General features: G+C 67.4%; 26 protein-coding genes. 14 read left to right on the top strand and 12 right to left on the bottom strand.

Annotation, left to right across the window (positions count from 1 at the left end):
- Positions 1-45 precede the first annotated feature (45 nt).
- Positions 46-564 (top strand): REP-associated tyrosine transposase, encoded by a 519-nt coding sequence (locus KUH32_RS03275; RefSeq protein WP_217776634.1) that lies wholly within the window; start codon positions 46-48, stop codon positions 562-564.
- 76 nt (positions 565-640) lie between these two features.
- Here the strand turns inward: KUH32_RS03275 and ettA are convergent, their stop codons facing one another.
- The 3 genes from ettA to KUH32_RS03260 all read right to left on the bottom strand — a co-directional run bounded on the left by ettA (position 641) and on the right by KUH32_RS03260 (position 4364).
- Entirely contained in the window at positions 641-2296 is a 1656-nt protein-coding gene (gene ettA / locus KUH32_RS03270) for an energy-dependent translational throttle protein EttA (protein ID WP_217776633.1), read from the bottom strand.
- Positions 2297-2434: 138 nt separating this feature from the next.
- Positions 2435-2851, bottom strand: a complete 417-nt coding sequence (locus tag KUH32_RS03265; RefSeq protein ID WP_217776632.1) for a VOC family protein — start codon at positions 2849-2851, stop codon at positions 2435-2437.
- A 121-nt stretch (positions 2852-2972) separates the two neighbouring features.
- Positions 2973-4364: a DUF3179 domain-containing (seleno)protein gene (locus KUH32_RS03260; protein ID WP_217776631.1), complete on the bottom strand. Its 1392-nt coding sequence runs from the start codon at positions 4362-4364 to the stop codon at positions 2973-2975.
- A gap of 221 nt (positions 4365-4585) precedes the next feature.
- Between KUH32_RS03260 and KUH32_RS03255 the strand changes: the two genes are divergently transcribed.
- Both KUH32_RS03255 and dacB read left to right on the top strand, forming a co-directional pair.
- Positions 4586-5230, top strand: coding sequence for a nicotinate-nucleotide adenylyltransferase (locus tag KUH32_RS03255; RefSeq protein WP_217776630.1), 645 nt, complete (start codon positions 4586-4588; stop codon positions 5228-5230).
- Between the two features lie 58 nt (positions 5231-5288).
- Positions 5289-6779 carry a D-alanyl-D-alanine carboxypeptidase/D-alanyl-D-alanine endopeptidase gene (gene dacB / locus KUH32_RS03250; RefSeq protein WP_217776629.1) on the top strand — a complete coding sequence of 497 codons (1491 nt, stop codon included), beginning with the start codon at positions 5289-5291 and terminating at the stop codon, positions 6777-6779.
- A gap of 60 nt (positions 6780-6839) precedes the next feature.
- Here dacB and KUH32_RS03245 read toward each other — a convergent pair whose 3' ends face one another.
- Positions 6840-6986: a hypothetical protein gene (locus KUH32_RS03245; protein WP_217776628.1), complete on the bottom strand. Its 147-nt coding sequence runs from the start codon at positions 6984-6986 to the stop codon at positions 6840-6842.
- A gap of 107 nt (positions 6987-7093) precedes the next feature.
- Positions 7094-7519: a tellurite resistance TerB family protein gene (locus KUH32_RS03240; protein WP_217776627.1), complete on the bottom strand. Its 426-nt coding sequence runs from the start codon at positions 7517-7519 to the stop codon at positions 7094-7096.
- Positions 7520-7621: 102 nt separating this feature from the next.
- Between KUH32_RS03240 and KUH32_RS03235 the strand changes: the two genes are divergently transcribed.
- From KUH32_RS03235 to KUH32_RS03225, 3 genes are all read left to right on the top strand, one after another.
- The gene (locus tag KUH32_RS03235; protein WP_217776626.1) at positions 7622-9208 is read left to right on the top strand and encodes a lysine--tRNA ligase; all 1587 of its coding nucleotides are present in this window, start codon (positions 7622-7624) and stop codon (positions 9206-9208) included.
- Between the two features lie 81 nt (positions 9209-9289).
- Entirely contained in the window at positions 9290-9721 is a 432-nt protein-coding gene (locus KUH32_RS03230) for a DUF4864 domain-containing protein (protein WP_217776625.1), read from the top strand.
- A 106-nt stretch (positions 9722-9827) separates the two neighbouring features.
- Positions 9828-12119 carry a glycosyl hydrolase family 28-related protein gene (locus tag KUH32_RS03225; RefSeq protein ID WP_217776624.1) on the top strand — a complete coding sequence of 764 codons (2292 nt, stop codon included), beginning with the start codon at positions 9828-9830 and terminating at the stop codon, positions 12117-12119.
- 44 nt (positions 12120-12163) lie between these two features.
- On the opposite strand, the gene KUH32_RS03220 is transcribed toward KUH32_RS03225, so the two are convergent.
- Positions 12164-12646: a HugZ family pyridoxamine 5'-phosphate oxidase gene (locus tag KUH32_RS03220; protein WP_217776623.1), complete on the bottom strand. Its 483-nt coding sequence runs from the start codon at positions 12644-12646 to the stop codon at positions 12164-12166.
- Positions 12647-12678: 32 nt separating this feature from the next.
- Positions 12679-13341 (bottom strand): hypothetical protein, encoded by a 663-nt coding sequence (locus tag KUH32_RS03215; RefSeq protein ID WP_217776622.1) that lies wholly within the window; start codon positions 13339-13341, stop codon positions 12679-12681.
- Positions 13342-13466: 125 nt separating this feature from the next.
- Here KUH32_RS03215 and parA point away from each other — a divergent pair, with 125 nt between their 5' ends.
- Positions 13467-14108, top strand: coding sequence for a ParA family partition ATPase (gene parA, locus KUH32_RS03210; protein ID WP_217776621.1), 642 nt, complete (start codon positions 13467-13469; stop codon positions 14106-14108).
- An 8-nt stretch (positions 14109-14116) separates the two neighbouring features.
- A complete protein-coding gene (locus KUH32_RS03205) occupies positions 14117-14950 on the top strand; it encodes a DUF6206 family protein (RefSeq protein ID WP_217776620.1) in 834 nt (277 codons plus the stop codon).
- Between the two features lie 182 nt (positions 14951-15132).
- Here the strand turns inward: KUH32_RS03205 and fsa are convergent, their stop codons facing one another.
- Entirely contained in the window at positions 15133-15786 is a 654-nt protein-coding gene (gene fsa / locus KUH32_RS03200) for a fructose-6-phosphate aldolase (protein ID WP_217776619.1), read from the bottom strand.
- 102 nt (positions 15787-15888) lie between these two features.
- Between fsa and KUH32_RS03195 the strand changes: the two genes are divergently transcribed.
- The 6 genes from KUH32_RS03195 to uvrC all read left to right on the top strand — a co-directional run bounded on the left by KUH32_RS03195 (position 15889) and on the right by uvrC (position 23188).
- On the top strand, positions 15889-18078 hold the full coding sequence (locus tag KUH32_RS03195) for a primosomal protein N' (RefSeq protein ID WP_217776618.1): 2190 nt from the start codon (positions 15889-15891) through the stop codon (positions 18076-18078).
- A 202-nt stretch (positions 18079-18280) separates the two neighbouring features.
- Positions 18281-19078 carry a S49 family peptidase gene (locus tag KUH32_RS03190; RefSeq protein ID WP_217776617.1) on the top strand — a complete coding sequence of 266 codons (798 nt, stop codon included), beginning with the start codon at positions 18281-18283 and terminating at the stop codon, positions 19076-19078.
- Position 19079: 1 nt separating this feature from the next.
- Positions 19080-19250 (top strand): hypothetical protein, encoded by a 171-nt coding sequence (locus KUH32_RS03185; RefSeq protein ID WP_217776616.1) that lies wholly within the window; start codon positions 19080-19082, stop codon positions 19248-19250.
- Positions 19251-19253: 3 nt separating this feature from the next.
- The gene (locus KUH32_RS03180; RefSeq protein WP_217776615.1) at positions 19254-20201 is read left to right on the top strand and encodes a calcium/sodium antiporter; all 948 of its coding nucleotides are present in this window, start codon (positions 19254-19256) and stop codon (positions 20199-20201) included.
- An 11-nt stretch (positions 20202-20212) separates the two neighbouring features.
- On the top strand, positions 20213-21004 hold the full coding sequence (locus tag KUH32_RS03175) for an SDR family oxidoreductase (protein WP_217776614.1): 792 nt from the start codon (positions 20213-20215) through the stop codon (positions 21002-21004).
- Positions 21005-21313: 309 nt separating this feature from the next.
- Complete coding sequence (uvrC, locus tag KUH32_RS03170; RefSeq protein ID WP_217776613.1) at positions 21314-23188, top strand: excinuclease ABC subunit UvrC; 1875 nt, start codon at positions 21314-21316, stop codon at positions 23186-23188.
- A gap of 3 nt (positions 23189-23191) precedes the next feature.
- Here the strand turns inward: uvrC and KUH32_RS03165 are convergent, their stop codons facing one another.
- The 4 genes from KUH32_RS03165 to KUH32_RS03150 are packed head-to-tail and all read right to left on the bottom strand — an operon-like array spanning position 23192 to position 25800.
- Positions 23192-24295, bottom strand: a complete 1104-nt coding sequence (locus KUH32_RS03165) for an alpha-hydroxy acid oxidase (protein WP_217776612.1) — start codon at positions 24293-24295, stop codon at positions 23192-23194.
- Positions 24295-24849 carry a sulfopyruvate decarboxylase subunit beta gene (gene comE, locus KUH32_RS03160; RefSeq protein ID WP_217776611.1) on the bottom strand — a complete coding sequence of 185 codons (555 nt, stop codon included), beginning with the start codon at positions 24847-24849 and terminating at the stop codon, positions 24295-24297. The genes KUH32_RS03165 and comE overlap by 1 nt, the downstream gene beginning before the upstream one ends.
- A complete protein-coding gene (locus KUH32_RS03155; protein WP_217776610.1) occupies positions 24846-25352 on the bottom strand; it encodes a thiamine pyrophosphate-binding protein in 507 nt (168 codons plus the stop codon). The genes comE and KUH32_RS03155 overlap by 4 nt, the downstream gene beginning before the upstream one ends.
- A gap of 37 nt (positions 25353-25389) precedes the next feature.
- Positions 25390-25800, bottom strand: coding sequence for a universal stress protein (locus KUH32_RS03150; protein ID WP_217776609.1), 411 nt, complete (start codon positions 25798-25800; stop codon positions 25390-25392).
- Between the last annotated feature and the right edge of the window lie 19 nt (positions 25801-25819).

The raw sequence follows: 25819 nt of genomic DNA, 5'->3' as shown, positions 1-25819 counted from the left end.
CCCCCGCCTCACCCTTGGTTAACCGATGATCGGCCATGATGCGTCATGCCGAATTATCGACGCCCCAAACCCTGTCCCGCGACCGTATTCTTCACCGTTTGCCTGGCTGACCGGACCAGCCGCCTGCTGGTCGACGAGATCGACATCCTGCGCGAGGCGGTGCTGGTCACGCGCAAGCGGCGGCCGTTTCACATTGATGCCTGGGTCGTTTTGCCGGACCACATGCATGCGGTGTGGACCCTGCCGGAGGACGATCCGAATTATTCCGACCGGTGGGGCGCGATCAAGGCGCGGTTTTCGAAATGCGTGCGGTTGGCGGGACGGGCGCCGGATGTCCCCGCGCTTGGCGTGGATGGCGGGGTGAACCCCGCCCTACGGAAGGGTCAGGTCGGAATTTGGCAAGAGCGGTTTTGGGAGCACCATATTCGCGATCAGGCGGATAATGGCGCGCATGTTCGGTATTGCCTGACCAACCCGGTGAAGCACGGATTGGTAGATGATCCCGAAAAATGGCCGTTTTCGTCCATTCACCGGGATATCCGAGAAGGCCGATGGGCCGCGTAGGGCGGGGTTTACCCCGCCGTCCGGTCGGCCAATCGGACCGCGATTTGGTTCGAGGCGCGGCGGGGTGAACCCCGCCCTACCGCACGAATTTCTTGAACTTCACGCGCTTCGGCTCCACCGCGTCCGGGCCAAGCCTCCGCTTCTTGTCTTCCTCGTAATCGGTGAAGCCGCCTTCGAACCATTCCACATGCGCCTCGCCCTCGAAGGCGAGGATGTGGGTGCAGATGCGGTCCAGAAAGAAGCGGTCGTGCGAGATGACGACGGCGCAGCCGGCGAAATCCACGAGCGCGTCTTCGAGCGCGCGCAGGGTTTCGACGTCGAGATCGTTGGTCGGTTCGTCCAGCAGGATCACGTTGCCGCCGGATTTCAGCAGCCGCGCCATGTGCACGCGGTTGCGTTCGCCGCCCGAAAGCTGGCCGACCTTTTTCTGCTGGTCGCCGCCCTTGAAGTTGAAGGCGCCGCAATAGGCGCGGGAATTCATTTCGGCATCGCCCAGCTTGATCACCTCGGCACCGCCCGAGATCGCCTCCCACACGGTGTCGTTGGCGGCCAGGTCGTCGCGGGACTGGTCGACATAGGCCAGTTGCACGGTGTCGCCGAACTCGATGCTGCCGGCGTCGGGTTTTTCCTGCCCGGTCAGCATCTTGAACAGTGTCGACTTGCCGGCGCCGTTGGGGCCGATCACGCCGACGATGCCGCCGGGCGGCAGGGAAAAGGTCAGGTCCTCGATCAGCAGCTTGTCGCCCATCGCCTTTTTCAGGCCGTCGACCTCGATCACCTTGGCGCCGAGCCGCGGGCCCGAGGGGATGATGATCTGGGCGCGGCCGATCTTTTCGCGTTCGGACTGGCCCGCCATCTCGTTATAGGCCTGGATGCGGGCCTTGGATTTCGCCTGCCGCGCCTTGGCGCCCTGCCGCATCCATTCCAGTTCGCGTTCCAGCGTCTTCTGCTTGGCCTTGTCCTCGCGCGCTTCCTGTTCCAGGCGCTTGGCCTTCTGTTCCAGCCAGGCGGAATAGTTGCCCTCGTAGGGGATGCCGCGGCCGCGGTCGAGTTCGAGAATCCAGCCGGTGATGTCGTCGAGGAAATAGCGGTCGTGGGTGATGATCAGGATCGTGCCCTTGTATTCGATCAGGTGGTTCTGCAGCCAGGCGATGGTTTCGGCGTCGAGATGGTTGGTGGGTTCGTCCAGAAGCAGCATCTCGGGCGCTTCGAGCAGCAGCTTGCACAGCGCGACGCGGCGCTTTTCGCCACCCGACAGGGTCGAGACATCGGCGTCGTCGGGCGGGCAGCGCAGCGCCTCCATCGCGACGTCGATCTGGCTGTCGAGATCCCACAGGTTGGCGCTGTCGATCTCGTCCTGGAGGCGCGCCATCTCGTCGGCGGTCTCGTCGGAATAGTTCATCGCCAGGTCGTTGTACTTGTCGAGCTTGGCCTTTTTCTCGGCGACGCCCAGCATGACGTTTTCGCGGACATTGAGGGTTTCGTCGAGTTGCGGTTCCTGCGGGAGATACCCGACGCGCACGCCTTCGGCGGCCCAGGCCTCGCCCGAGAAATCCTTGTCGATGCCGGCCATGATCCGCATCAGCGTCGATTTGCCGGCGCCGTTGACGCCGACGACGCCGATCTTGACGCCGGGCAGGAAGCTCAGGCGGATGTTTTCAAAGCATTTCTTGCCGCCCGGATAGGTCTTGGAGACGCCGTCCATGTGGTAGACATACTGGTAGCTGGCCATGGGACCCCCTTGTCGCTGGTGCAGAGGTTCTAGGGGAGCGCGCGGGGCGGGGCAATGGGGGTGGTGGGCGCCCTTGGCGCGCCATGCGGCGGGCGCCCGATCCGCGTCCATGCGCGGCCGTCCGCCGCCCGGCGCGGTCTATCCGTCGCGTCCGGGTTCGTTCGGATCGCAGGAGAACAGCGCGATCTTGTTGCCCTGGGGGTCGCGCAGGTAGCCGACATAGAAATGCGCCCCGTAGGCGTCGCGGAACCCCGGCCGGCCCTCGTCGGTGCCGCCCGCGGCAAGCGCCGCGGCGTGAAGGTCGCGGACCTGTTGCTGACTGCGGGCCTCGAACGCGACCATGCTGCCGTTTCCGGCCGAGGCCGGGCGTCCGTCATGGGGCGGTTTGACGTAGAAATCGGGCGGGGCGACGGGCTGGCCGGGTTGTGCGGGCATGACGTAGCTCAGGCCCTCGGGGCCCTCTTCGAGGTCGTAGCCGAGCGCCGGCAGGAACGCCGAATAGAACCGTTTCGCCCGGGCGAGGTCGTCGGCGCCGACGGTGACATAGGCGATCATGCCGCGTGTTCCCTTGCGGATATCCCGGGCTTGCAGCGGGATTTTCGCGGCACATTAGGCCAGCGTGACCGCCGGTTCAACGAACCGCCTGTCGCCGGAATGCGAGCCAAGCCGGCGCGCGTTATTTCGGCCAGAGCGCTGTGCCAGGGTGGAATTGCGACCAGGCGAACCAGAAGGCCTGGTGGCTGCCCAGATCGGTGCCGTCCGCCCCCATGGCGCGGATGCCGCCGCCGTCGAGATGCAGGCGGACATCGTCGTAGCCGACCTGCTGTCCGGCTTGCAGGGCGACGAAGGCGGCGCTGCGCTGGAAGGCGACCGGTTTGCCCGAGGCGGTCAGCACGCCGATGACGTCCTCGTGCACCGGCAGGCGCGGATCGACATCGCCCACCGGAAAGATCGGGCCGTTGGCGTCGCGGCCGTTGCGGAAATCGGGATCACGGCCAAGCGCGAGCGTCTCGACAAGCACGGTGGTGTCGGGATGCGCCGCCTTCCAGCTTCCCCAGTCGGAGGTGATGACGGTGGCCTGTTTCAGCTGGACGCCCTTTTCGGCCAGCGGCCCGGTCACCGCCTTGCCGAGGAAGGTGTCGAAGACCGACCAGCTGGTCAGGTCGTACATCACCTTGTTCGAGCGGATCAGCAGGCCCGAGGTGCGCAGCACCGGCCGCGCGACGCCGTCGGGCAGGTCGTCGGTGAACCAGGCCTGGGCCGAGCCGCAAAGCGTGCAATAGGGGATGCCCAGATCGCGACCGCCCAGCGTGTCGTTGACCATCTCGCGCACCTCCATGATGCGGCGCGGATAGGCGCGGGCCTCGCCGTTGATCTCGATCCCGAAGACGATGGCGTCGTCGGACAGCCAGGTGGCGTCCTGCGCGCTGGTGACCGGCGGGTTGTCGGCGGCGGGGATGCAGTTGCAGGGCTGGTCGGTGGTGTCGTAGGCGCGGTCGTCGATCAGCACGCCGCCCCAGGACACCAGCCGCCAGTCGATATCGCCGGGGACAAAGATGCGGTCCCAGCCCGGCACGATGCCGGTGAAGATGCCGCGCTTGATGTCGAGATAGCCCGGCGGCGCGGGGATGTCCCAGGCGATCAGGTGATCGGTGAGGGTGCCCCAGGCGTTCGGGCCGCGCATGTCCTTGCCCAGAAGGTCCGAGGCGGCGTCGGCGAGCAGCGCGCTGAGATCGCGCCCGGCGGCGAAGCGCAGAAGGTCGCCGAGGATCCAGGCCAGGCGCGGATCCCGCGCGTCGATCATCATGGCCAGCGCCGAGGCCTGGGCTTCGGCCCAGGCGGGTTGTTTCATGCCCGCGACGAAGGCGCGTTCGAGCGCGGCGGCGAGATCGTCGGCCAGCGGCCCGGACGGCACGGCGGGCGGCTGGCCGAATTGCGCGACCACGTAGTCGGGCAGCGGTTTCACGGATTGCGCGGCGGACATGCCGGGCAGGGTCAGCACAAGCGTCAGGGCAAGCGCGACATGCGCCAGGGCCTTGCGCGCCGGGTTGCGGGGAAAAAGCGGCATGGCGTGGCCTTTCCTGTGCGGCGATGCGGTATCCAGGTGTCGTGCGGGCGCCGTCCCGACGCGGGCCTGTTCCCGAGTCCTAGGCTGCGGCGCCGCTCGCGCGCCAATCACGTTCGCATCATTGCCGGCGGCGCCGAGCGGCCAAGGGACAGGCGCCTGCATGCTTGCGCCCCCGCCGGAAATGCGGCTTTGTCCTGCGCAAACGGAGGATGGACAGCCACATGACGCGGATCGAAGCAGGCGGAAGCCTGCGGCCGGGGCAGACGATCGGCCTGCTGGGCGGGTCGTTCGATCCGCCGCATGCCGGGCATGTGCATATCAGCCGCCATGCGCTGATCCGGTTCGGCCTGGACCGGGTGATCTGGCTGGTCTCGCCGGGCAATCCGCTGAAACCGCGCCCGCCCGCACCGCTGGCGCGGCGGCTCGAGGCGGCGCGCGCGCTGCTGGCGGGTCATCCGCGCATGGCGGCCAGCGATTTCGAGGCCCGCAGCGGCACGCTGTACACCGCCGAGACGCTGGAGGCGTTGCACCGGGCGCATCCCGGGGTGCGCTTTGTCTGGCTGATGGGTGCCGACAACCTGGCGCAGTTTCACCGCTGGGAACGCTGGCGCGACATCCTGGCGACCACCCCGATCGGCGTTCTGGCCCGGCCCGGCCAGCGCATCGCGGCGCGCGCCTCGGTCGCGTCGCGGGTGTTCCGCGCCGCACGCCTGTCGGGCCGGGCATCGCGGCTGCTGCCTTTGGCGGCGCCGCCGGCCTGGTGCTATGTCAACGTGCCGATGCGCGACATCAGCTCGACCGCGCTGCGCGATGCCGGGCAATGGCCGCGCGCCGACGCGCCGGACGCGCCCGCAGCGAAAACGTGATGGTGGGCGGGCGCCGATCCGCTTGCCCAGCGGCCCGCGACGCGGATAAATCAGGGGCATGACGATGCTCTTGTCCCGCCGCCATGTCCTGACCGCCCTTGCCGCGTTCGGCGCCGCACCCGCGCTGGCCGAGGCGCCGGCGACGTCGCTTCGGCCGGTCGGGCGCGCCAGCGATTTCGTCAAGCGCGTCCAGCCGAGCGCGGACGATCTGATCGCGCGATCGGGGCTGTCGGGGTCGGTCGGTTTTGCGGTGGCGGACACCGCCGACGGCACGATCCTGGAACGCGGCAACGACGCGGCGGGGATGCCGCCGGCCAGCGTCGCCAAGGCGCTGACCGCGGCCTACGCGCTGGACGTGCTGGGGCCGGGGCATCATTTCGTCACCCGGGTGTTGGGGACGGGGCCGGTCGAGGACGGGGTGCTGCAGGGCGATCTGATCCTGGCCGGCGGCGGCGATCCGGTACTGGACACCGACGCGCTGAACGGTCTGGTCGGACAGTTGCGGGATGCCGGGATCACCGGCATTTCCGGGGACTTGCGGGTCTGGGGCGGGGCGTTGCCCTTTGCCGGCGTGATCGATTCCGACCAGCCCGACCATGTCGGCTATAACCCGGCGCTGTCGGGGCTGAACCTGAACTTCAACCGCGTGCATTTCGAATGGCGGCGCAACGGCCAGGACTACTCTGTCACCATGGACGCGCGGTCGGAAACGCTGCGGCCGGCGGTGCGGATGGCACGGATGCGGCTCGAGAGCCGCAAGGCGCCGGTCTACACCTATCGCGACGCGGATGAGCGCGACAACTGGACGGTGGCGCGCGGCGCGCTGGGCAATGGTGGGGCGCGCTGGCTGCCGGTGCGCAAGCCCGAGCTTTATGCCGGCGAGGTGTTCCAGGCGCTGGCGGCGGCGGCGGGGCTGCGCGTGCCGGCGCCGCGGATCGACCGCACGCCGTCCGAAGGCGTTGAACTGGCGCGGCACGAGAGCCCGCCCCTGCGGGTGATCCTGCGCGACATGCTGCGCTATTCGACCAACCTGACCGCCGAGGTCGTCGGCATGACGGCCAGCCGCGCGCGGCTGGGTTTTGCCGTGGACCTGCGCGGATCCGCGACGGCGATGAACCTGTGGGCGGTGCGCGAACTGGGTCTGACCCGCTGCGCGCTGGTGGATCATTCCGGGCTGGGCGATGCCAGCCGCATCGGCGCCGCGGACATGGTGCGGGCGCTGGCGGCGCTGCGGCAGCGCCAGGGGCTGAAGCCGCTGCTCAAGACCATCGCGCTGCGCGACGAAAAGGGCCGCCCGGTCGAGGGCCACCCGATCACCGTCCGGGCCAAGACCGGCACGCTGAACTTCGTCAGCGGGCTGGCCGGCTTTGCCGATCTGCCGGACGGGCGCGAGGTGGTCTTTGCGATCTTCGCCGCCGACCTCGAACAGCGCAGCCGGATCGCGCGCGAGGATGCCGAGCGGCCGCCCGGTGCGGCGGCGTGGAACCGCCGAGCGAAAACCCTGCAACAGGCGCTGATCGAACGCTGGGGCGTGGTGCATAGCACCTGAGTGCCGCGACACGGCCAGCGGCGATCGCCGGGCGCGGCCCCGGTGCGGCGTCATGCCCGGTCAGCGATGGCCGGGCTGAGCCTTGCCGGTGCCGGTCACGGGCGGCGTGCCCGCGTCGCCCCGGGCGGCCGGAAGCGTCGCGGCGGCCAGAATGGGTAGCAGGCACAGCAGCGCCACGCCCAGGGCGGTGAATGTGAGGCGGTTCATGTCGTGATCCCGGAAAAGGTTTTCTGAAACAATCTGGCGGAAAATGCCTGTCGATTGTTCTGAACGATCCGGGGGCGGCGCGTCAGTCCGGGATACCTGACCTTTGGTCAGGCGCGCAGGTGCCGGGCGCGGGCGCCACGTTCGATGGCGGCGGCGTGCAGCCGGTCGATATCGAGCTCGTAGCGGATTTCCTCGAGCAGGCGCAGTTCGGTTTCCTGCAGCGTGCCGTCGGCGGCGGCGACGTCGCAGGCCAGCGCATAGGCGGTTTCGAACAGCCGTTCGGGCAGGTTGTCGCGGATCAGGCCGAACAGCGCATCCAGCCCGTCTTCCTGCTCGAACAGGTCGAAGACCAGCGAGGACATCACCCGCACGCGGTCGGCATCGTAATCGGCGAAGACCGGCAGGTTGTTCACCGCCGATTCGATCTTGACCAGTTCGACGGTGCGGACGTTTTCGTCGGACACCGAAACGGCGATCATCAGGGCCACCAGGCAGTCCTGCGGGTTGAGCGGATGCGGTTCGGGCTGCGACATGGCGGAGATCCTTTGGAAACCGGGGATTTACCGAGCAATTTATTGACGCCCCCGACGGCGCACAATAGGAAGCGGCGCGATCCCTTCAGGAGACCCGAGATCATGTCCGAACTGCGCGACGCGGCGATGACCGCCAAGGCCTGGCCCTTTGAAGAGGCGCGCCGGATCCTGAAACGCTATGAAAATGCGCCGCCGGACAAGGGTTACGTGCTGTTCGAGACCGGTTATGGCCCGTCGGGCCTGCCGCATATCGGCACGTTCGGCGAGGTGTTGCGCACCACGATGATCCGCCGCGCCTTCGAGACGATCAGCGACATCCCGACGCGGCTGATCTGCTTTTCCGACGACATGGACGGGATGCGCAAGGTGCCGGGCAACGTGCCCAACCGCGACATGCTGCGCGACCACCTGCAAAAGCCGCTGACCGCGGTGCCCGACCCGTTCGGCGAATTCGAAAGCTTCGGCCATCACAACAACGCCATGCTGCGGCGGTTCCTGGACACGTTCGGCTTCGAGTACGAGTTCATCAGCGCCACGGAATTCTACAAGTCCGGCCAGTTCGACGAGATCCTGCTGCGCGCGGCCGAGAAGTATGACGACCTGATGGCGATCATGCTGAAATCGCTGCGCGACGAACGCCAGCAGACCTATTCGATCTTTCTGCCGATCCATCCCGAGACGGGGCGCGTGCTGTACGTGCCGATGAAGAACGTCGACGCCGCGAAGGGCGAGATCACCTTTGACGACGAGGACGGGCGGGAATGGACGCTGCCGGTGACCGGCGGGCAGGTGAAGCTGCAGTGGAAGCCCGATTTCGGCGCCCGCTGGGCGGCCCTGGGCGTCGATTTCGAGATGTACGGCAAGGATCACAGCACCAACACGCCGATCTATGACGGCATCTGCCGGACGCTGGGCGTGCGCCCGCCCGAGCATTTCACCTACGAGCTGTTCCTGGACGACCAGGGGCAGAAGATTTCCAAGTCGTCGGGCAACGGCATCTCGATCGACGAATGGCTGGCCTATGCCAGCACCGAAAGCCTGTCGTATTTCATGTTCCTGAAACCCAAGACCGCCAAGAGGCTGTATTTCGACGTCATCCCCAAGATGATGGACGAATACCACCAGCAGCTGCGCGCCTATTCCGGGCAGGACCTGGCGGCGCAGGTGAACAACCCGGTCTGGCATATCCATGACGGCGCGGTGCCGGAAAGCCGGATGGTGGTGCCGTTCTCGATGCTGCTGAACCTGGCCAGCGCCGCCCATGCCGAGGACAAGGCGGCGATGTGGGGTTTCATCCGGCGTTACGCGCCCGACGCCTCGCCTGAGACCCATCCCGACCTGGATGCGGCGGCGGGGTTCGCGGTGAAGTATTACGAGGATTTCGTGCGGCCCACCAAGACCTTCCGCGCGCCGGACGAAAAGGAGCGCGCGGCGCTGGAGGACCTGGCGGCGCAGCTGGAAGGCCACAAGGGCGCCACCGACGACGAGACGCTGCAATCGCTGGTCTTCGCGGTCGGCAAGGCGCATGGCTTCGAGCCGCTGCGCGACTGGTTCAAGGCGCTGTACGAAGTGCTGCTGGGCCAGAGCCAGGGCCCGCGCTTTGGCGGCTTCATCGCGCTTTACGGCGTGCCCGAGACCGCGGCGCTGATCCGCAAGGGGCTGGCGGGCGACCTGGCGGCGGAAGGCTGAGCGCCGCCGCGCAGGCCGGTGAAACCTTTGACGCGGTGCGTGCGTGTCTTACCTTTGATCGGTGTCAGAGGAGGACCGGCCATGCGGCAAGGATTTCTGGGAATGACGATGGCGCTGCTGCTGGGCGGCGCGGTCTGGATGCAGGCGGCCCACGCGCAACAGGCGCTGCCGCCCGAGCCGGGGATCGAAGCGACGATCCAGAGCCAGATCGACGCCTTCCTGAAGGACGATTTCGCCACCGCCTTCACCTTTGCCAGCCCGTCGATCCAGATGCTGTTCGGTTCGCCCGAGCGGTTCGGGGCGATGGTGCGGCAGGGCTATCCGATGGTCTGGCGGCCCGGCGACGTGCGGTTCGGCGACCTGCGCGAGATCGGCGGGGCGCTGTGGCAGAAGGTCATCGTGGTGGATGCCGACGGCGAGACCCACGTGCTGGATTACCGGATGGTCATGCAAGGCGGCGACTGGCGGATTTCCGGGGTCCAGATCCTGCCGCAGCCGGACGTGTCGGCCTGAGCCGCGCGCAACACCCAGCGAACGCTGGTCTCGGGCCTCGTTAACAGGCCGTCTCTTATTCCTTTCGCGATCGGGCGCAGGCCCCAGCATCAGGAAAGGGATGGCGATGAACAAGGCAATCACCGACGGCGTGGTCTTCATGCCCCCGGCCTTCGCGGCCGGGAACCTGGGGCAATGGTCCCGCGGCGACGGCATACCGGGGTCGGGCACCTATGCCGGTCTTGCCACCGCGGCCTTCGTGCCGGCGGACCAGGATTTCGGCGGCTGCCTGGAAATCCAGAAGACCGACGGCACGCAAAAGCTGCGCTACATGGGTCAGACGCCGATCCTGCCGGGCTGTTATCTGCAGATCACCGCGCGCATCAAGGCGGTGGCGGGCGCGCTGCCCAGCGTGCGCATCGCCGGCTGGGCGGGACGCGCCAATGGCAGCGCGGTGAGCGGGCTGACCACCACCGGGACCAGCGTCGCCTTGACCGGCTATGGCAGCGTGGTCGAGATCAGCGCCATCGTCGGCACCGGCCAGCGCGGCGGCGTCGACATGGTCTGGGGCACCGAGCCCGTCTATGGCCATTTCGGTCTGGACCTGACCGGCCCCAATGGCGGCGTCGTGCGCATCGACGACATCCGCATCACCGATGTCACCGCCGCCTTCCACCGCGACATGATGAACTGGGTCGACGTGCGCGATTTCGGCGCCGTGGGCGACGGCAGCACCGATGACAGCGCCGCGTTCGAGGCCGCCGATGCCGCCGCCAACGGCCGCCGGGTGCTGGTGTCGAAGGGCAGCTATTACCTGGGCTCGTCGGTGACCTTCGAGAACCGCGTGCTGTTCGAGGGCACGGTCAGCATGCCGGTCGACGCGATCCTGTCGCCCACCAAGGATTTCGAACTGGCGACCTATATCGATGCCTTCGGCGGCGACGAGGAGTTGGCATTGCGCAAGGCGCTGCAATCGCTGATGAACAACGCCGACCATGAAAGCCTGGACCTGTCCGGGCGGCGGGTGTCGATCGGCACGCCGGTGGACGTGCAGGCCGCGGTGCCGAACCGCCAGAGCTATGCCCAGCGACGGGTGCTGCGCAACGGCCAGCTGCGCGCCGAGGACAGCGGCAACTGGGACCCCGAGCAGGTGACCAGCCTGGCGACCTACAGCGCCAGCAACCAGTGGCGGCTGACCAACGTGGCCAACATCGCCAATATCAAGCTGGGCAGCCTGGTCGAAGGCGCGGGCGTCGGCCGCGAGGTCTATGTCCGGGCGGTCAACGTCAACGCCCAGGAAGTGACGCTGTCGCAGCCGCTGTCGGACGCGGTGGGCACGCAGACCTACACCTTTACCCGGTTCAAGTACCTGCTGGATTTCTCGGGCTTCTCGCGGCTGGACAAGTTCGAGATCGAGGATGTGGAGTTCCAGTGCAACGACCGCGCCAGCGGCATCATGCTGGCGCCGCTGGGCACGGTGAACGTGGTGCGCCATTGCGTGTTCAACCGGCCCGGTCACCGCGGCATCAGTTCCTGCGGGGATGGTTGCCAGGGCATCTTCATCGACGACAACCAGTTCCTCAGCCGCGAGGGTGGCATCCTGACCCAGAACCGGGTGTCGGTGGCGCTGAACACCAATGCCAACGACGCCAAGATCCGCAACAACCGGGCCTCGCAGTTCCGGCATTTCGCGGTGGTGTCCGGTGGGCAGTCGATGATCATCGGCAACCATTTCTTTCAGGGCGACGACAATGCCAACGGCATCCGCAGCGCCGGCATCGTCATCACGTCGCGGGCCTGCAACACGCAGATCAGCGGCAACTACATCGACAATTGCCATATCGAGTGGACCAACGAACGCGAACCCGAGCCGGACTATACCGGCGGCTTCGGCTTTGCCGGATTGTCGATCACCAACAACGTGTGCCTGGCATCCTATGTCGCGCCCTGGTTCGGCTTTATCGTCATCAAGCCTTATGGCACCGGGCATTTCATCAACGGGATGAACGTGTCGGGCAACACCTTCCGCATGGTGGGCGGCGTGATCGACCGGGTGGACCGCGTCGACACCTCGTTCGCGCCGCTGGACCTGGGGCGGATGCGCGACGTGTTCTTCACCGGCAACACCTATCACAACATCGAAAGCGGCGCCGAGAACCCGCTGCTGATCAAGCATTCGCAGAACACCCACAGCCAGATCTGGGACATCGACACCGACAACCGGCTGCCGTTCAACGGCCGCACGATCGAGGTGGAAAGCCTGGTCACGCGGTCGCGGCCGCGGCGGTCGAACAACACCACGAACAACGCCATGCCCTATGTCGAGACCGGCAAGGGATCGAACCAGGACCGGGTGCACGTGATCTGGCCCGAAGACATGCTGGGCGATGTCACGTTGAAGGTGCGGATGGACGGCTGAGCGGCCTCGATCACGCGCAAGCCGGCCCTGCGGGGCCGGTTTTTTCATGCCCGCAGATCGTCGGGCGCGAGGACAAACGCCTTGCCGAAGCCGCCGTTGAGATGCGCGCCGGTCGGGTCGATCCGCATCAGCGCGAAATCCCCGAAGCCGATATACAGCTTGGCCTTGGGTTGGCGCGCCAGGTAATGCGCGGCCAGCCCGGGATGGTCGGCATCGCCATGCCGGACAAAGCGCGCGCGGCCCTGCAGGCTGAGACGGGGATGGGTCAGCGGATCGCCCCTGGGCCCCGGTTCGCCCAGCAACAGGCAGCAGGCCGGATCGGCCTTGAGCGCGGCGGTGTGCGCGCTGAGATCCGACACCAGCGCCAGCGGCAACCCGTCGGGGCCGGGAACGCAGGCGATTCGGCTGACCAGCGGCATTCCGGTCGCGGGGTCGGTGACGCCGAGCGCGGCAAAGCGGGCCTCGGCGATCAGGGCGCGGGCCAGCGAGCGGGCGTCGTCATCGGTGGGGCGGATCGGCGAAGGCATGGCGCGGTCATAGCCGGTTCGCGCGCGGGCCACTAGAACTTTGCCCAGATCCCCAGCCGGATCCCGGCGGTCTCGTCGCCCGACAGCCCGTAGACCAGACCGGTCTGCAGCATCAGCGACCCGCCAAGCGGCGTGACCAGTGACGGCGCGACGCGCAGCGTGGCATCGCCAAGGGCCGGTTTCGCGGCGTGCAACTGCAGCATCAGCTTGCGGTCATGCGCCAGGTTGCGGCCCCAGGTCAGGTCGAGCTTGGCCTCGCTGCCCAACCCGTTGCGGCCGATATCGGCCAGCAGGTCGGCGGCCAGCCAGCCGTTCGCCAACCCGTAGCCCAGCGACAGCCCAGTGCGCAGCACCGCATCGTCACCGACCTTGCCGAGCCCCATTTCGACAGCGACGCGCGGCCCGGTATCGGCCCGGCGCAGCGGAAGCCGCGCGAAAGCCACGGCCTTGGTCCGGCCCGCCAGGTCGCGGCCCAGGTCGAGGCCCAGCGTCAGCCGGTCGGTCACGCCGTATTCGAAGAACAGGCTGGTGTAACGGCCGTTCGGCCGGGCCGGGTCGCGCGCCGCGCGGTCGCGGGGCCAGCCGAGTTCGACCGAAGTGCTGGAAAAGCCGCTGCCGGCAGGCTGCGGCCAGGCGCCGGCCCAAAGCTCGGCGGCGCAGAACATCCAGGCGACGATCACCAGCAGCAGGCGCATCTGCGCTCCTTTCCGCCGGAATCCTCGGGCGAGATGGTTAATGCGCGGTTAAGTCCCGCTTTGGCGGGGTGACACCGCGATGCTGCAGGTGCAAAGTGACGCGTGGCAGGAACGGGATTCGCGACATGGCCGGGCACATCATCACGGTGGCGCAGCAGAAGGGCGGCAGCGGCAAGACGACGCTGACGGCCAACCTGGCCGTGGGTTTTCTGCGGCAGGGCAAAAGCGTGGCGCTGGTCGATATCGACCCGCAGGGCAGCCTCGGGCGCTGGTTCATGACCCGCGTGGACGAGGAATCCGGCCCGGTCGAGGGGCTGGATTTCACCACGTCCTCGGCCTGGGGCATCCCGTTCGAGTGCCGCAAATACACCGCCAGCCACGACATCGTCATCATCGACACGCCGCCCAAGGCCGACAGCGACTTGCGCCCGGCGTTGCGGGTGGCCGACCTGGTGCTGGTTCCGGTGTCGATGAGCCATGTCGATCTCTGGGCCACCGAAGGCGTGCTGGACCTGGCCCGGCGCGAGGACAAGGAGGCGCTGGTGGTGCTGAACCGCGCCCGTGCCGGCACGCGGCTGGCCGCGGATGTGGCGCAGGCGGCGGCCAAGCTGAGCGCCCGGGTGGCCGAGGCGCAATTCGCCAACCGCGTGCGCTATGCCGAGGCGCTGGGGCATGGGCAAAGCGCGGCGGAAGGGCCCAAGAGCCCGGCCCGTGCCGAGATCGATGCCCTCACGGCAGAGGTGGCGGCGGTCCTGTCGACGCGGTAAAGCGGGGCATGACCGATCTGACGGCACTAGCCGAAACCATCGAATCCCATACCGGCGAACCGGTGTCGCGCCTGGGGTATTTCTGCGCGCCGTTCCGGCCCACCGACGGCCCTTTCGCCGACAAGGTGATCAAGGTCTATCGCGGCCTGCCCGACGGCGCGGCGCTGGACCGGCTGGCGCGCTGCCACGACGATTATGCCGACGCCCTGCGCCGCACCGGCGTGCCGCTGCCCCAGACCGAATTCGTGCTCTTGCCGCGGGCGGGCGGGCGCGTGCCGGTGATCGTGCAGCAGGCGCTGCCCGAGACGGCGCTGATGCGACCGTTGATGCAACGCGGGACCCGCGACGAGACGCTGGCGATGATGCAGGCCGCGGGCGAGGTGATCGCCACCTTCTGGAACCATGCCGACCGGATCGAGACGCGCATCGGCTTTCACCCGTCGATCCGCAACTTCGCCATCGTCGATGGCCGCGCGGTGTTCTTCGACACCTTTCCGCCGCTGATCCACTATTCGCGCGATGAAATGGGCCGGATGCTGCTGCAGTTCTCGGACAAGCGGCTGATGCGGCTGGTCGGGCCGCTGATCCGGTGGCGCGTGACGGCGATCCAGGACGAATGGTATTCGGCGCCCGAAACGCTGGTGGGCCTGGTGGGGTCGGCCTGCCGGCTGCGGCCGGAATTCGCGGCGGACTACCTGGACTGGGGCCGCGATTTCGCGACGCGCGCCATGCCGCGTTGGGCCGACGAGGCGCTCGCCGGAATGCAGGAGCCGCCGCGCCTGCCGGCGATCTGGACCGGGTTCCGCAAGCTGATGGGATTGCAGGGCGAACCGAACGTGTGACGGGATGGCGGGGTAAACCCCGCCCTACAATCGCGCGCCTGACCAGCGAAGCGCGGTCCGACAGGTGGGTCGCAGGCGTATTTTTCAAAGAGAAGAAGGGACACGGCGGCGCGCCAAGACCCCTGTTCTTCTCTTTTCCCAATACGCCGGGGAGCGCGAGGGGCTGGCCCCTCGCAGACCTCTCAGACGATCTTGATGCCGGCGGCCTTGGCGTCCTCGACGAATTGCGCGAGGCCCTTGTCGGTCAGCACGTGGTTGGCCATCGCCTTGATGACACCCGGCGGCGCGGTGGCCACGTCGGCGCCGATCTTGGCGCATTCCGACATGTGGTTGGCCGACCGGATCGAGGCGGCCAGCACCTGGGTTTCGAAGCCGTAATTGTCATAGATCTGGCGGATATCGGCGATCAGGTCGAGCCCGTCCATGTTCAGATCGTCCAGTCGCCCGATGAAGGGCGAGATGAAGGTGGCGCCGGCCTTGGCCGCCAGCAGGGCCTGGTTGGCGGTGAAGCACAGCGTGACATTGACCATCTTGCCTTCGCCGGACAGAACCTTGCAGGCCTTCAGCCCGTCCCAGGTCAGCGGCACCTTGACGGCGATGTTCTCGGCGATGGCGGCCAGTTTGCGGCCCTCGGCGATCATCGCGTCGGCGTCGAGCGCGACGACCTCGGCAGAGACCGGGCCGTCGACGAGGTCGCAGATCTCTTTCGTGACCTCGAGGATGTCGCGGCCGGATTTCTTGATCAGCGAGGGGTTGGTGGTGACGCCATCGACCATGCCGAGGGCGTTCAACTCGGCGATGGCGTCGATTTCTGCGGTGTCTACGAAGAATTTCATGGGCTCACGCGCTCCCGGCTTGGCTATCGGTTGCGGGTGTCATACCCCAGAAGGCAGGGCGCCGGAAGCCCCGTTCAGTTTGCGCTAACACCAAAGGGGACGATGCAGGAGTTCTTCGAGGAGGACGCGCGGGTCGGCGTGCTGACCACGCAGCCGTTGGGCCGGGTGCTGGATTACCGCGCGCCCGAGGGCGGCTGCCGACTTGGCGCCTTCGTCGAGGTGCCTCTGGGTCCGCGCAAGGTGACCGGTGTGGTCTGGGGGCCGGGCGAAGGCGATTTCGACGCCGCCCGGCTGCGCCCGGTGATCCGGGTGCTGGATGCGCCGCCGATGACACCGGAGATGCGCGCGTTCCTGGAGCGCGCCGGGGCCTATACGCTGACGCCGATGCCGGCGATGCTGCGGCTGGCGACCCGTGTCCCGGGGCTGGGCGATCCGCCGTCGATGCGCAAGGTCTACCGGCTGGGCGAGGGCCAGCCGCTGCGGATGACCGAGGCGCGGACCCGGGTGCTGGACGCGGCGCGCGAGATGGGCGGGCTGGCGCTGACCCTGGGCGAGCTGGCCGAGGCGGCGGGGGTGACGCCGTCGGTCGTGAAGGGGTTGGTCAAGACCGGCGCCATCCGCGAGGAGGACAGCCCCCGCGACACGGCCTTTCCGCGTCTTGACCCCGACCTGCCCGGCAAGGCGCTGACCGACGACCAGGCGGCGGCGGCGGCGCGGTTGCGCGCGGGCAGCCGCAGCGGGGATTACGGCACTGTCCTGCTGAAGGGGGTGACCGGCTCGGGCAAGACCGAGGTTTATCTGGAGGCGGTGGCCGAGGCGTTGCGGATGGGCCGGCAGGCGCTGGTGCTGCTGCCCGAAATCGCTCTGACCGCGGAATTCCTGACCCGGGTCGAGGCGCGCTTTGGCGCGCGGCCGGCGGAATGGCATTCCGGCGTCACCATGACCGAGCGGCGGCGGACCTGGAAAATGGTGGCCGAAGGTCAGGCGCAGCTGGTCGTCGGCGCGCGTTCGGCGCTGTTCCTGCCGTTCCAGCGGCTGGGGCTGATCGTCGTCGACGAGGAACACGACCCGTCCTACAAGCAGGAGGACGGGGTCTTGTACAACGCCCGCGACATGGCGGTGCTGCGGGCCTCGCTGAACGGGGCGCGGGTGGTGCTGGCTTCGGCCACGCCGTCGCTGGAGAGCTGGGCCAATGCCGACGCGGGCAAGTACGAGCGGCTGGACCTGACCGCGCGGTTCGGACCGGCGGTGATGCCCGAGATGCGCAGCCTGGACATGCGCGGCGAGGATCTGCCGTCGGATCGCTGGATCTCGGCCACGCTGGCCCGCGCGGTCGAGACGCGGATCGCGGCGGGCGAACAGGCGCTGCTGTTCCTCAACCGCCGCGGCTATGCGCCGGTGACGCTGTGCCGGGCCTGCGGGCACCAGGTGGGCTGCGACCAATGCGATGCACGGATGGTCGAGCACCGGTTCCTGAAGCGCCTGGTCTGCCACCAGTGCGGCGAGAGCAAGCCCATCCCCGAGCGCTGCCCCGCCTGCGACGCCGAAGACCGGCTGGCCGCCGTGGGCCCGGGCGTGGAACGCCTGGCCGAGGAGGCGCGCGCGTTGTTTCCTGAGGCGCGAATCGCGGTGCTGTCGTCGGACATGTACGGCACCGCGCGGCAATTGAAGGCCGAGATCGAGGCGATCGCGGCGGGCGGCGCGGATATCGTGATCGGTACGCAGCTGGTGGCCAAGGGGCACAACTTTCCATTGCTGACCCTGGTGGGGGTGATCGACGCGGATCTGGGGTTGCAGGGATCGGACCTGCGCGCCGCAGAGCGGACGTTCCAGCTGATGCGGCAGGTGGCGGGGCGCGCGGGCCGGGCCGAAAAGCCCGGGCTGGCGCTGTTGCAGACCTACCAGCCCGAACACCCGGTGATCCGGGCTATCCTGTCGGGCGACGAGGAGGCGTTCTGGCGCGCCGAGGCGGGAGAGCGGCTGGCGGCGGGCATGCCGCCCTATGGCCGGCTGGCGGGGATCATCTTGTCGGGCGGCGATGTCGGGCAGGTGTTCGACCTGGGCAATACGCTGGCGCGCAACGACGGCGCGCTGCGGCGGGCCGGCGCGCAGGTCTTCGGCCCTGCCGCGGCGCCGGTGGCGCGGGTGCGCGGTCGGCACCGGGTGCGGCTGCTGGTCAAGGCCCCCCGGGGCGTGGCGCTGCAGCCGGCGCTGGCCGAATGGGTTGCGCCGCTGCGCCTGAAGGGCGATCTGCGGCTGGCCATCGACATAGACCCGCAGAGTTTCTTTTGACCGTGCCGTGTCGCCGCGGCGGAGCGCCTGCGGCGCGCATCATCCCTTTCTGCGCTCGCGCAGACCGGGGTGGACCGGCCCTGCCCGGACCTCTTCCGGGATATTCCGGGCCAGGCGAAGCGATGCGGTGGGAATGGCACAGGGGCCGGTTCTTTCCGGGCACGCCTTGTTTGTCGCGGGCGCACATTCTACATGGCGCAGCATGAAACGATGGATCCCCTTCTTGTCGGCCGGTCCGGTCGTGTCGGTCGTGCGCCTGCAGGGGGCCATCGGCATGGCGGGCCGGGGCGGTCTGAGCGACCGCAGCGTGGCGCCTCTGCTTGAGCGGGCGTTCCGCAAGGGCAAGCCGAAGGCCGTGGCGCTGGAGATCAATTCGCCCGGCGGATCGCCGGTGCAATCCTCGCTCATCGGGGGGCGGATACGCCGTCTGTCCGAGGAAACCGGCGTGCCGGTGCTGGCTTTCGTCGAGGATGTGGCGGCTTCGGGCGGGTACTGGCTGGCGTCCAGCGCGGACGAGGTTTTCGCCGATGCCAGTTCGATCCTGGGCTCGATCGGCGTGATCTCGGCCGGGTTCGGCGCGCATGTCTTCCTGCAGCGCCAGGGAATCGAGCGGCGGGTGCACACCGCCGGAAAATCCAAGTCGATGCTCGACCCGTTCCGTCCCGAAAAGGAAGAAGACGTGGCGCGGCTGAACCGCTTGCTGGGACAGTTGCACGAAAATTTCATCGCCCAGATCAAGGCGCGCCGCGGCCCCAGGCTGGCCGACGATCCGGACCTGTTCACCGGCGAGGTGTGGATCGGGCAATCGGCGGTCGAGGTCGGATTGGCGGACGGGATCGGCCAGATCGACGCGGTGCTGAAGGACCGCTTCGGCGACAAGGTGAGGCTGCGCCGCTACGACCAGCGCCGACCCTGGCTGCCGCGGATCGGTGCGGCGCTGGTGCGCGACGGGTTGGCCGAAATCGAGGAACGCGCGGAATACGCGCGGTTCGGGCTGTGACGTGCTGAGCAAGATCGTCGCTCTGTTTCTGGTCTTCATCGCGGTGCTGGCCATGTTCGGCAAGCTGCGGTTGCTGCTGCCGAAAAACGCCCGGCATGTCGGCACGCGCTGTCCCAAATGCGGCCGGTTCCGCATCGGCAAGGGCCCGTGCGATTGCGATGGGAAGGCCTGAGCGATGGTCTTTGCCTATGCTGCCCTGGGCCTGGTGATCCTGCTGCTGGCCGGCGATGCGCTGGTCAAGGGCGCGGTCAACCTGGCGCTGCGGGTGGGCATCCCGGCGCTGATCGTGAGCCTGACCATCGTCGCCTTCGGCACTTCGGCGCCGGAACTGCTGATCTCGATCCAGGCCGCGCTGGAAGGCGTGCCGGGGATCGCGGTGGGCAACGTGGTGGGGTCGAACACCGCCAACGTGCTGCTTGTCTTGGGCATCCCGGCGCTGATCGCGGTGATGCACACCAGCCATTGCGACAGCCGCAAGAGCTATGTGGTGATGCTGGCGGCCTCGGTGCTGTTCATCGCGCTGGCCTTTCGCGGCGTGTTCGACTGGATCGCGGGCATTGTCCTGCTTGTGACGCTTGGCCTGATCCTGGGTGACAACCTGCGCGATGCGCTGGCCCACAAGCGGGCGGGCGACCTGGAAGAAGACCTGGAAGACCCCGAGGGCGCCGACCCGGACATGGCGACCTGGAAGATCGCGCTTTACCTTGCGTTGGGACTGATCGGTTTGCCGTTGGGCGCCGACCTGCTGGTCGACAGCGCCAGCGAGATCGCCCGCATGTATGGCGTGTCGGACGAGGTGATCGGGCTGACGCTGGTGGCGCTCGGCACGTCGCTGCCGGAACTGGCCACGACGGTCATGGCGGCGATCCGGCGTCAGGCCGACGTGGCCCTGGGCAACGTGATCGGGTCGAACATGTTCAACCTGCTGGCCATCATCGGGGTCGCGTCGCTGATCGCGCCGATGCCGGTGGCGTCGTCCTTTCTGGAATTCGATCTTTGGGTCATGCTGGCGGCGTCGCTGCTGATGCTGCCCTTCGTCTTCCTGCGGCAGGATCTGAACCGGGTCTGGGGCGTGATCTTGTCTGCGCTGTATCTGGGCTATGTTGCCGTCGTGCTGAGCTGACGGAGGCGGGAATGGCGGACATGGTGAAACGGGCGCTGGTGACGGGCGCAGGCAAGCGGCTGGGCCGCGCGATGGCGTTGTTTCTGGCCGAACGCGGCTTCGACGTGGCGGTGCATTTCAGCAGTTCCGGCGATGCGGCGCAGGCGGTGGTGGCCGAGATCGAGGCGATGGGCCGCCGCGCCGCGGCGGTGCAGGCCGACCTGCTGGACGAGGCGCAGGTTCAGGGGCTGATGCCCGATGCGGTGAACGCCCTCGGCGGGCCGCTGACCGTGCTGGTCAACAACGCGTCGATCTTCGAATACGACACCGTGGCGAGCGCGACCCGCGAAAGCTGGGACCGGCATCTGGAAAGCAACCTGCGCGCGCCGTTCGTGCTGACCCAGGCGCTGGCCGGACAATGCCCGGAACCGGTGGCGGATGCAGCCGGAGAGCCCGTCGCGCAGGGGCTGATCGTCAACATGATCGACCAGCGGGTGCGCAAGCTGACGCCGGAATTCATGACCTACACCATTGCCAAGATGGGGCTTTGGGCGATGACGCGGACCACCGCTCAGGCCCTGGCGCCGCGCATCCGGGTGAACGCCATCGGCCCGGGGCCGACGCTGCGGGGCGGTCGCCAGAGCGAGGATCACTTTGCCCGGCAGCGCGCGGCGACCGTGCTCGGCCGCGGCGCCAATCCCGCCGACATCACCGCCGCCCTGGGCTATTTCCTGGACGCGCCGGGCGTCACGGGACAGCTGCTGTGCATCGATGGCGGCCAGCACCTGGCCTGGGAGACGCCGGACGTGCTGGGCGTCGAATGATGTGCCGCAGCGTCAAGTTTTGCACCGGCTTAACGGGTGTTACGAAACCGTTACGAAAAGGCCAAGAAACTCAACGGTTTGACGAGCGTCAAAATAATTTCTTCGTAAAATCAAAGCGTTGCGATACTGCCCAAAAATTAGGCAAACTTGCGAAGTCAGCCGAAAACAAGGAAAATTTCGGTCTCACCGGATTTAGCCCTCAGACTTGTCCACAGATGCCGTGGATGGAAAACCGCTTGATCCAAAGCGCTTGGCATTGCAGCGCAGCATGGGAATCGGGAACATGTCAGCCAAGCCGGACGAGAGCCCATGACCAAACGTTCCAACAGCCCAGAAAGCCCGGTCGCGACCGGGGCCGAAGTCATCCAGGCCTTCGTCAAGACGCTGGACGGCAGCCCCGGCGTCTACCGGATGCTCGATGCCCAGGCGCGGGTTCTGTATGTCGGCAAGGCGCGCAATCTGAAGGCCCGCGTGTCGAACTATGCGCGACCTTCGGGGCATTCGCGGCGCATCGCCCGGATGATCGCGGAAACCGCGTCGATGATGGTGCTGACCACCCGCACCGAGACCGAGGCGCTGCTGCTCGAGCAGAACCTCATCAAGCAGCTCAAGCCGCGCTACAACGTGCTGCTGCGCGACGACAAGAGCTTTCCCAACATCCTGGTGACCGGGCACGCCTATCCGCAGATCCGCAAGCATCGCGGCGCCAAGGCGGACAAGGGCAGCTATTACGGCCCCTTCGCCAGCGCCGGCGCGGTGAACCGCACGCTGAACCAGCTGCAAAAGGCATTCCTGCTGCGCAATTGTTCGGATTCCATGTTCGACAGCCGCACGCGACCCTGCCTGCTGTATCAGATCAAGCGCTGCAGTGCGCCCTGCGTGGGCAAGATCTCCGAAGCCGACTACGCCGCCGACGTGGCCGACGCGCAGCGTTTTCTCGAGGGCAAGTCGACCCGTGTGCAGGAAACGCTGGCGGCGCAGATGGCCGAAGCGTCCGAGGCCATGGAATTCGAGCGCGCCGCCGCCCTGCGTGACCGTATCCGCGCGCTGACATCCGTGCAGACCGCGCAAGGGATCAACCCGCGCGGCGTGACCGAGGCGGATGTGATCGCGCTGCATATGGAGGGCGGGCAGGCCTGCGTGCAGGTCTTCTTCATCCGGGCAAACCAGAACTGGGGCAACCGCGATTTCTATCCGCGCGTCGGCGAGGACGTGTCCGAGGCCGAGGTGCTCGAGGCCTTCCTGGGTCAATTCTATGACCAGAAGGAACCGCCGCGGCTGATCCTGCTGAGCCACGGGATCGAGAACGAAGACCTGATGGTCGACGCGCTGTCGGGCAAGCTGGGCCGCAAGGTCGAGATTGCCGTGCCGCGGCGGGGCGAAAAGGCCGAGCTGGTCGACGGTGCCGCGCGCAACGCCCGCGAAAGCCTGGCGCGCAAGATGGCCGAGACGGCGACGCAGGGAAAACTGCTGCGCGGTCTGGCCGAGGCGTTCGACCTGGATGCGCCGCCGAAACGGATCGAGGTTTACGACAACAGCCACATCCAGGGGACCAACGCCGTCGGCGCGATGATCGTGGCGGGACCGGACGGGCTGGAGAAGGGGCAGTACCGCAAGTTCAACATCCGCGGCGAGGATCTGACGCCGGGCGACGATTTCGGGATGATGAAAGAGGTGCTGACCCGTCGCTTCGCCCGCCTGCTCAAGGAAGACCCCGATCGCGAAAAGGGGATGTGGCCGGATCTGCTGCTGATCGATGGCGGGGCCGGGCAGGTCAGCGCGGTGGCGCAGATCATGGCCGAACACGGGGTCGAGGATATCGCGATGGTGGGTGTCGCCAAGGGCATCGACCGCGATGCCGGCAAGGAGGAATTCCATCGCCCCGGCCAGCGCCCCTTTGCGCTGCGGATGAACGACCCGGTGCTGTATTTCATCCAGCGCCTGCGGGACGAGGCGCATCGCTTTGCCATCGGTGCGCACCGCGCCAAGCGCGCCAAGGCCGTGGGCGCGACGCCTCTGGACGATGTGCCGGGGGTGGGCGCGGCGCGCAAGCGGGCGCTGTTGGCGCATTTCGGTTCGGCCAAGGCGGTGAGCCGCGCGAACCTGGCCGATCTCAGGGCGGTGGACGGGGTCAGCGCGGCCCTGGCCGAACGGATCTACGCGTTCTTTCACGAAAAGACCTGAGCGTCAGGCCCGGGCATCCATGACACGGGTCAGCCCGGTCTGGGCCATGGCGATGCTCAGCTCGCTGCTCAGCACATCGAACATCCGGTTCAGCCCCTCTTCGCCCGCCGCGGCGATGGCGAATTGCCAGACCCGGCCGAAGAAACAGAAATCCGCGCCGCGGCTCAGCGCCTTGAGCACGTCTTCGCCCGAGCGCAACCCGCTGTCCAGAAACAGCGGGTATTCGGCGCCCACCGCCTCGCGGATCGCGGGCAATACCTCGATCGGCGACGGCGCGCTTTCCAACTGCCGCGCGCCGTGGTTCGACACCTGAACGGCGTCGACGCCCTCGGCCTTGAGGCGCTTGGCGTCATCGGCATCCAGCACGCCCTTGACCACCAGCTTGCCCTTCCACATCGCGCGCAGCCGCGCCAGCGTCGCCCAGTCGGCGCGCGCCCGGCTTTCGGTGCGGTCGAATTCGTAACCCGGCATCAGCGTATTGGCCATCTGCGGGCGTCCGGCGGCCAGCGTCGACAGCGACCAGAAAGGGTGCAGCGCGAAGTCGAGGAACTGCCGCGGCCCGATCCGGAACGGCATGGTGAAGCCGTGCACCAGTTCGCGCGGGCGCCGGCCGACCTCGGGGACATCGACGGTGAGGACCAGCACGTCATAGCCGGCATCCTGCGCGCGGTTGGCCAGCTTGATCGTGCCCGATCCGTCGCCGCTGAAATACAGCTGGAACCAGGCATGGCCCTGTGCGGCGTCGATCAGCGTTTCCAGCGGTGTCGAGGCGACGGTGGACACACCCAGCGGCACCGCGTGGCGGGCCGCCATTCGCGCCAGCATCAGGTCGGCGCCCGGGCCGGACAGGTTGCACATGCCCATCGGCGCGATGCCGAAGGGCCGCCCGGTGCGCTGGCCGAACAGCGTGGTGCCCAGGTCGCGGTCGCTGACATCTTTCAGGATGCGGGGTGCCAGGCAGATGTCGTCCAGCGCCTGCCGGTTGCGGCGCGCGCCGGCCTCGTTGCCCGCCGCGCCGTCGATATAGTCGAAGACCATCCAGGGAAGGCGGCGCCGCGCGATCTGCCGGGCGGTTTCGGCAGAATGGATGCGCGCGGCGCGCCCCATCAGGAGGCGACGGCCTTCATGAAGCGGTCTCGGATGACCACCGGGTCCATGGTGATGACCGGCATCTTGGCGTTGCCACTGTCGCATTTCACGATCATCACCGTGCCGACCTGCGCGTCGATGGCCGCCTGCAGCGCCTTGCCGGTGTCGACGTCCCTTACCTCGACCACGTTGTCGCAGCCCGCGGCGCGGGCCATGCCCGCCAGGTCGGTCTTGCGCCCGGTATAGGTGGGCTGGTCGCCGGTCGAGCCGTAGGAGCCGTTGTCGATGATCATCAGGATGTAGTTCGGCGGGCAGTTGTTGCCGATGGTCGGCAGGGTGCCGAGATTGGTCAGGACCGAGCCGTCACCGTCGATGGCGATTACCGTCTTGGGCTGCGCCAGCGCCAGCCCCAGCCCGATGGACGAGGCCAGCCCCATCGTTCCCAGCATGTAGAAATTGCTCGGCTGGTCCATGATCGCGTGCAGTTCCTGGCTGGGAATGCCGATGTTGCAGACGATCAGCTGGTCCTTGAGGATCGGGGCGATGTCCTTGAGAATTTCGGAACGGATCATTGGTCGCCATAGCCTCCCCAGAAATTGGCGTCGGTCAGGATCGCCACGGGCTTGTTGCACATGAAGGTGTATTTCAGGATGTTGTCGAATTCCTCGACATCCTTTTGCCAGTGGAAGTGGTAGGTGGGGATGTGCATCTGCGCCAGCAACGCCTTGGTGTGCACCGCCATTTCCACCTGGCAGGCGACGGGTTCGCGCAGTTCGCCGCGATACGAGATCAGCATCGGCAACGGCATCCGGTAATACTGGATCAGCGTCGCCAACGTGTTGATCGTCACGCCGATGGCGGTGTTCTGCATGATGATGCAGGGCCGCTTGCCGCCCATCCAGGCACCGGCGCAGAGGCCCATGCCTTCGTCTTCCTTGTTGGACGGGATGTGAAAGATGTCGTCGCGCTTGTCGACTTCGTCGATCACCCCGGCCAGCTGCTTGCACGGCACCGTGGTGACGAAGGAAACCCCGTTCGCCACCAGATCGTCCGCGATCTTCTTGTCTATGTTCATGGCGTTCTGCCTTTCGTTGTGGCGCTGTTGGGTTCTGTCAGGACGTGCGGCAGACATGCACCGCGCAGGGCGCGTGGCGCACCACCCGCGCAGCGGTCGAGCCCAGCAGGTAATCGCTGAGCCCGGGCTTGTGCGAGCCGATGACGATGCAGTCGATGCCGTGCTCGGCGGCGTAATCGACGATCGAGCGATAGGTGTGGCCGCTGACGACATCGGTCTTGATTCCGGCGATGTCGCGGGTCTTTTCCCGGATCATCTGCCGGGCTTCGTCAAAGCGTTTCTCGACCATGCTCTGGTCGATATAGGCGGCGGCGGTGCCTTGCGGGGTTTCGTAGACATGGATCGCCGTGATCCGGCCGTCGCTGCCCGCCAGCACCCGGGCGACGGCCAGCGTCTGCGGGGAAATGCCGTGGTCCAGCGCCATCGGGACGAGGATGTTCTTGTACATGGTCGGAGTCCTTTCGCGG

The sequence above is a fragment of the Thalassococcus arenae genome, from assembly GCF_019104745.1.
Taxonomy (GTDB): Bacteria; Pseudomonadota; Alphaproteobacteria; order Rhodobacterales; family Rhodobacteraceae; genus Thalassococcus_B; species Thalassococcus_B arenae.
The sequence above is the reverse complement of the archived record's forward strand: the minus strand, read 5'-3'. Positions and strand labels throughout refer to the sequence as shown.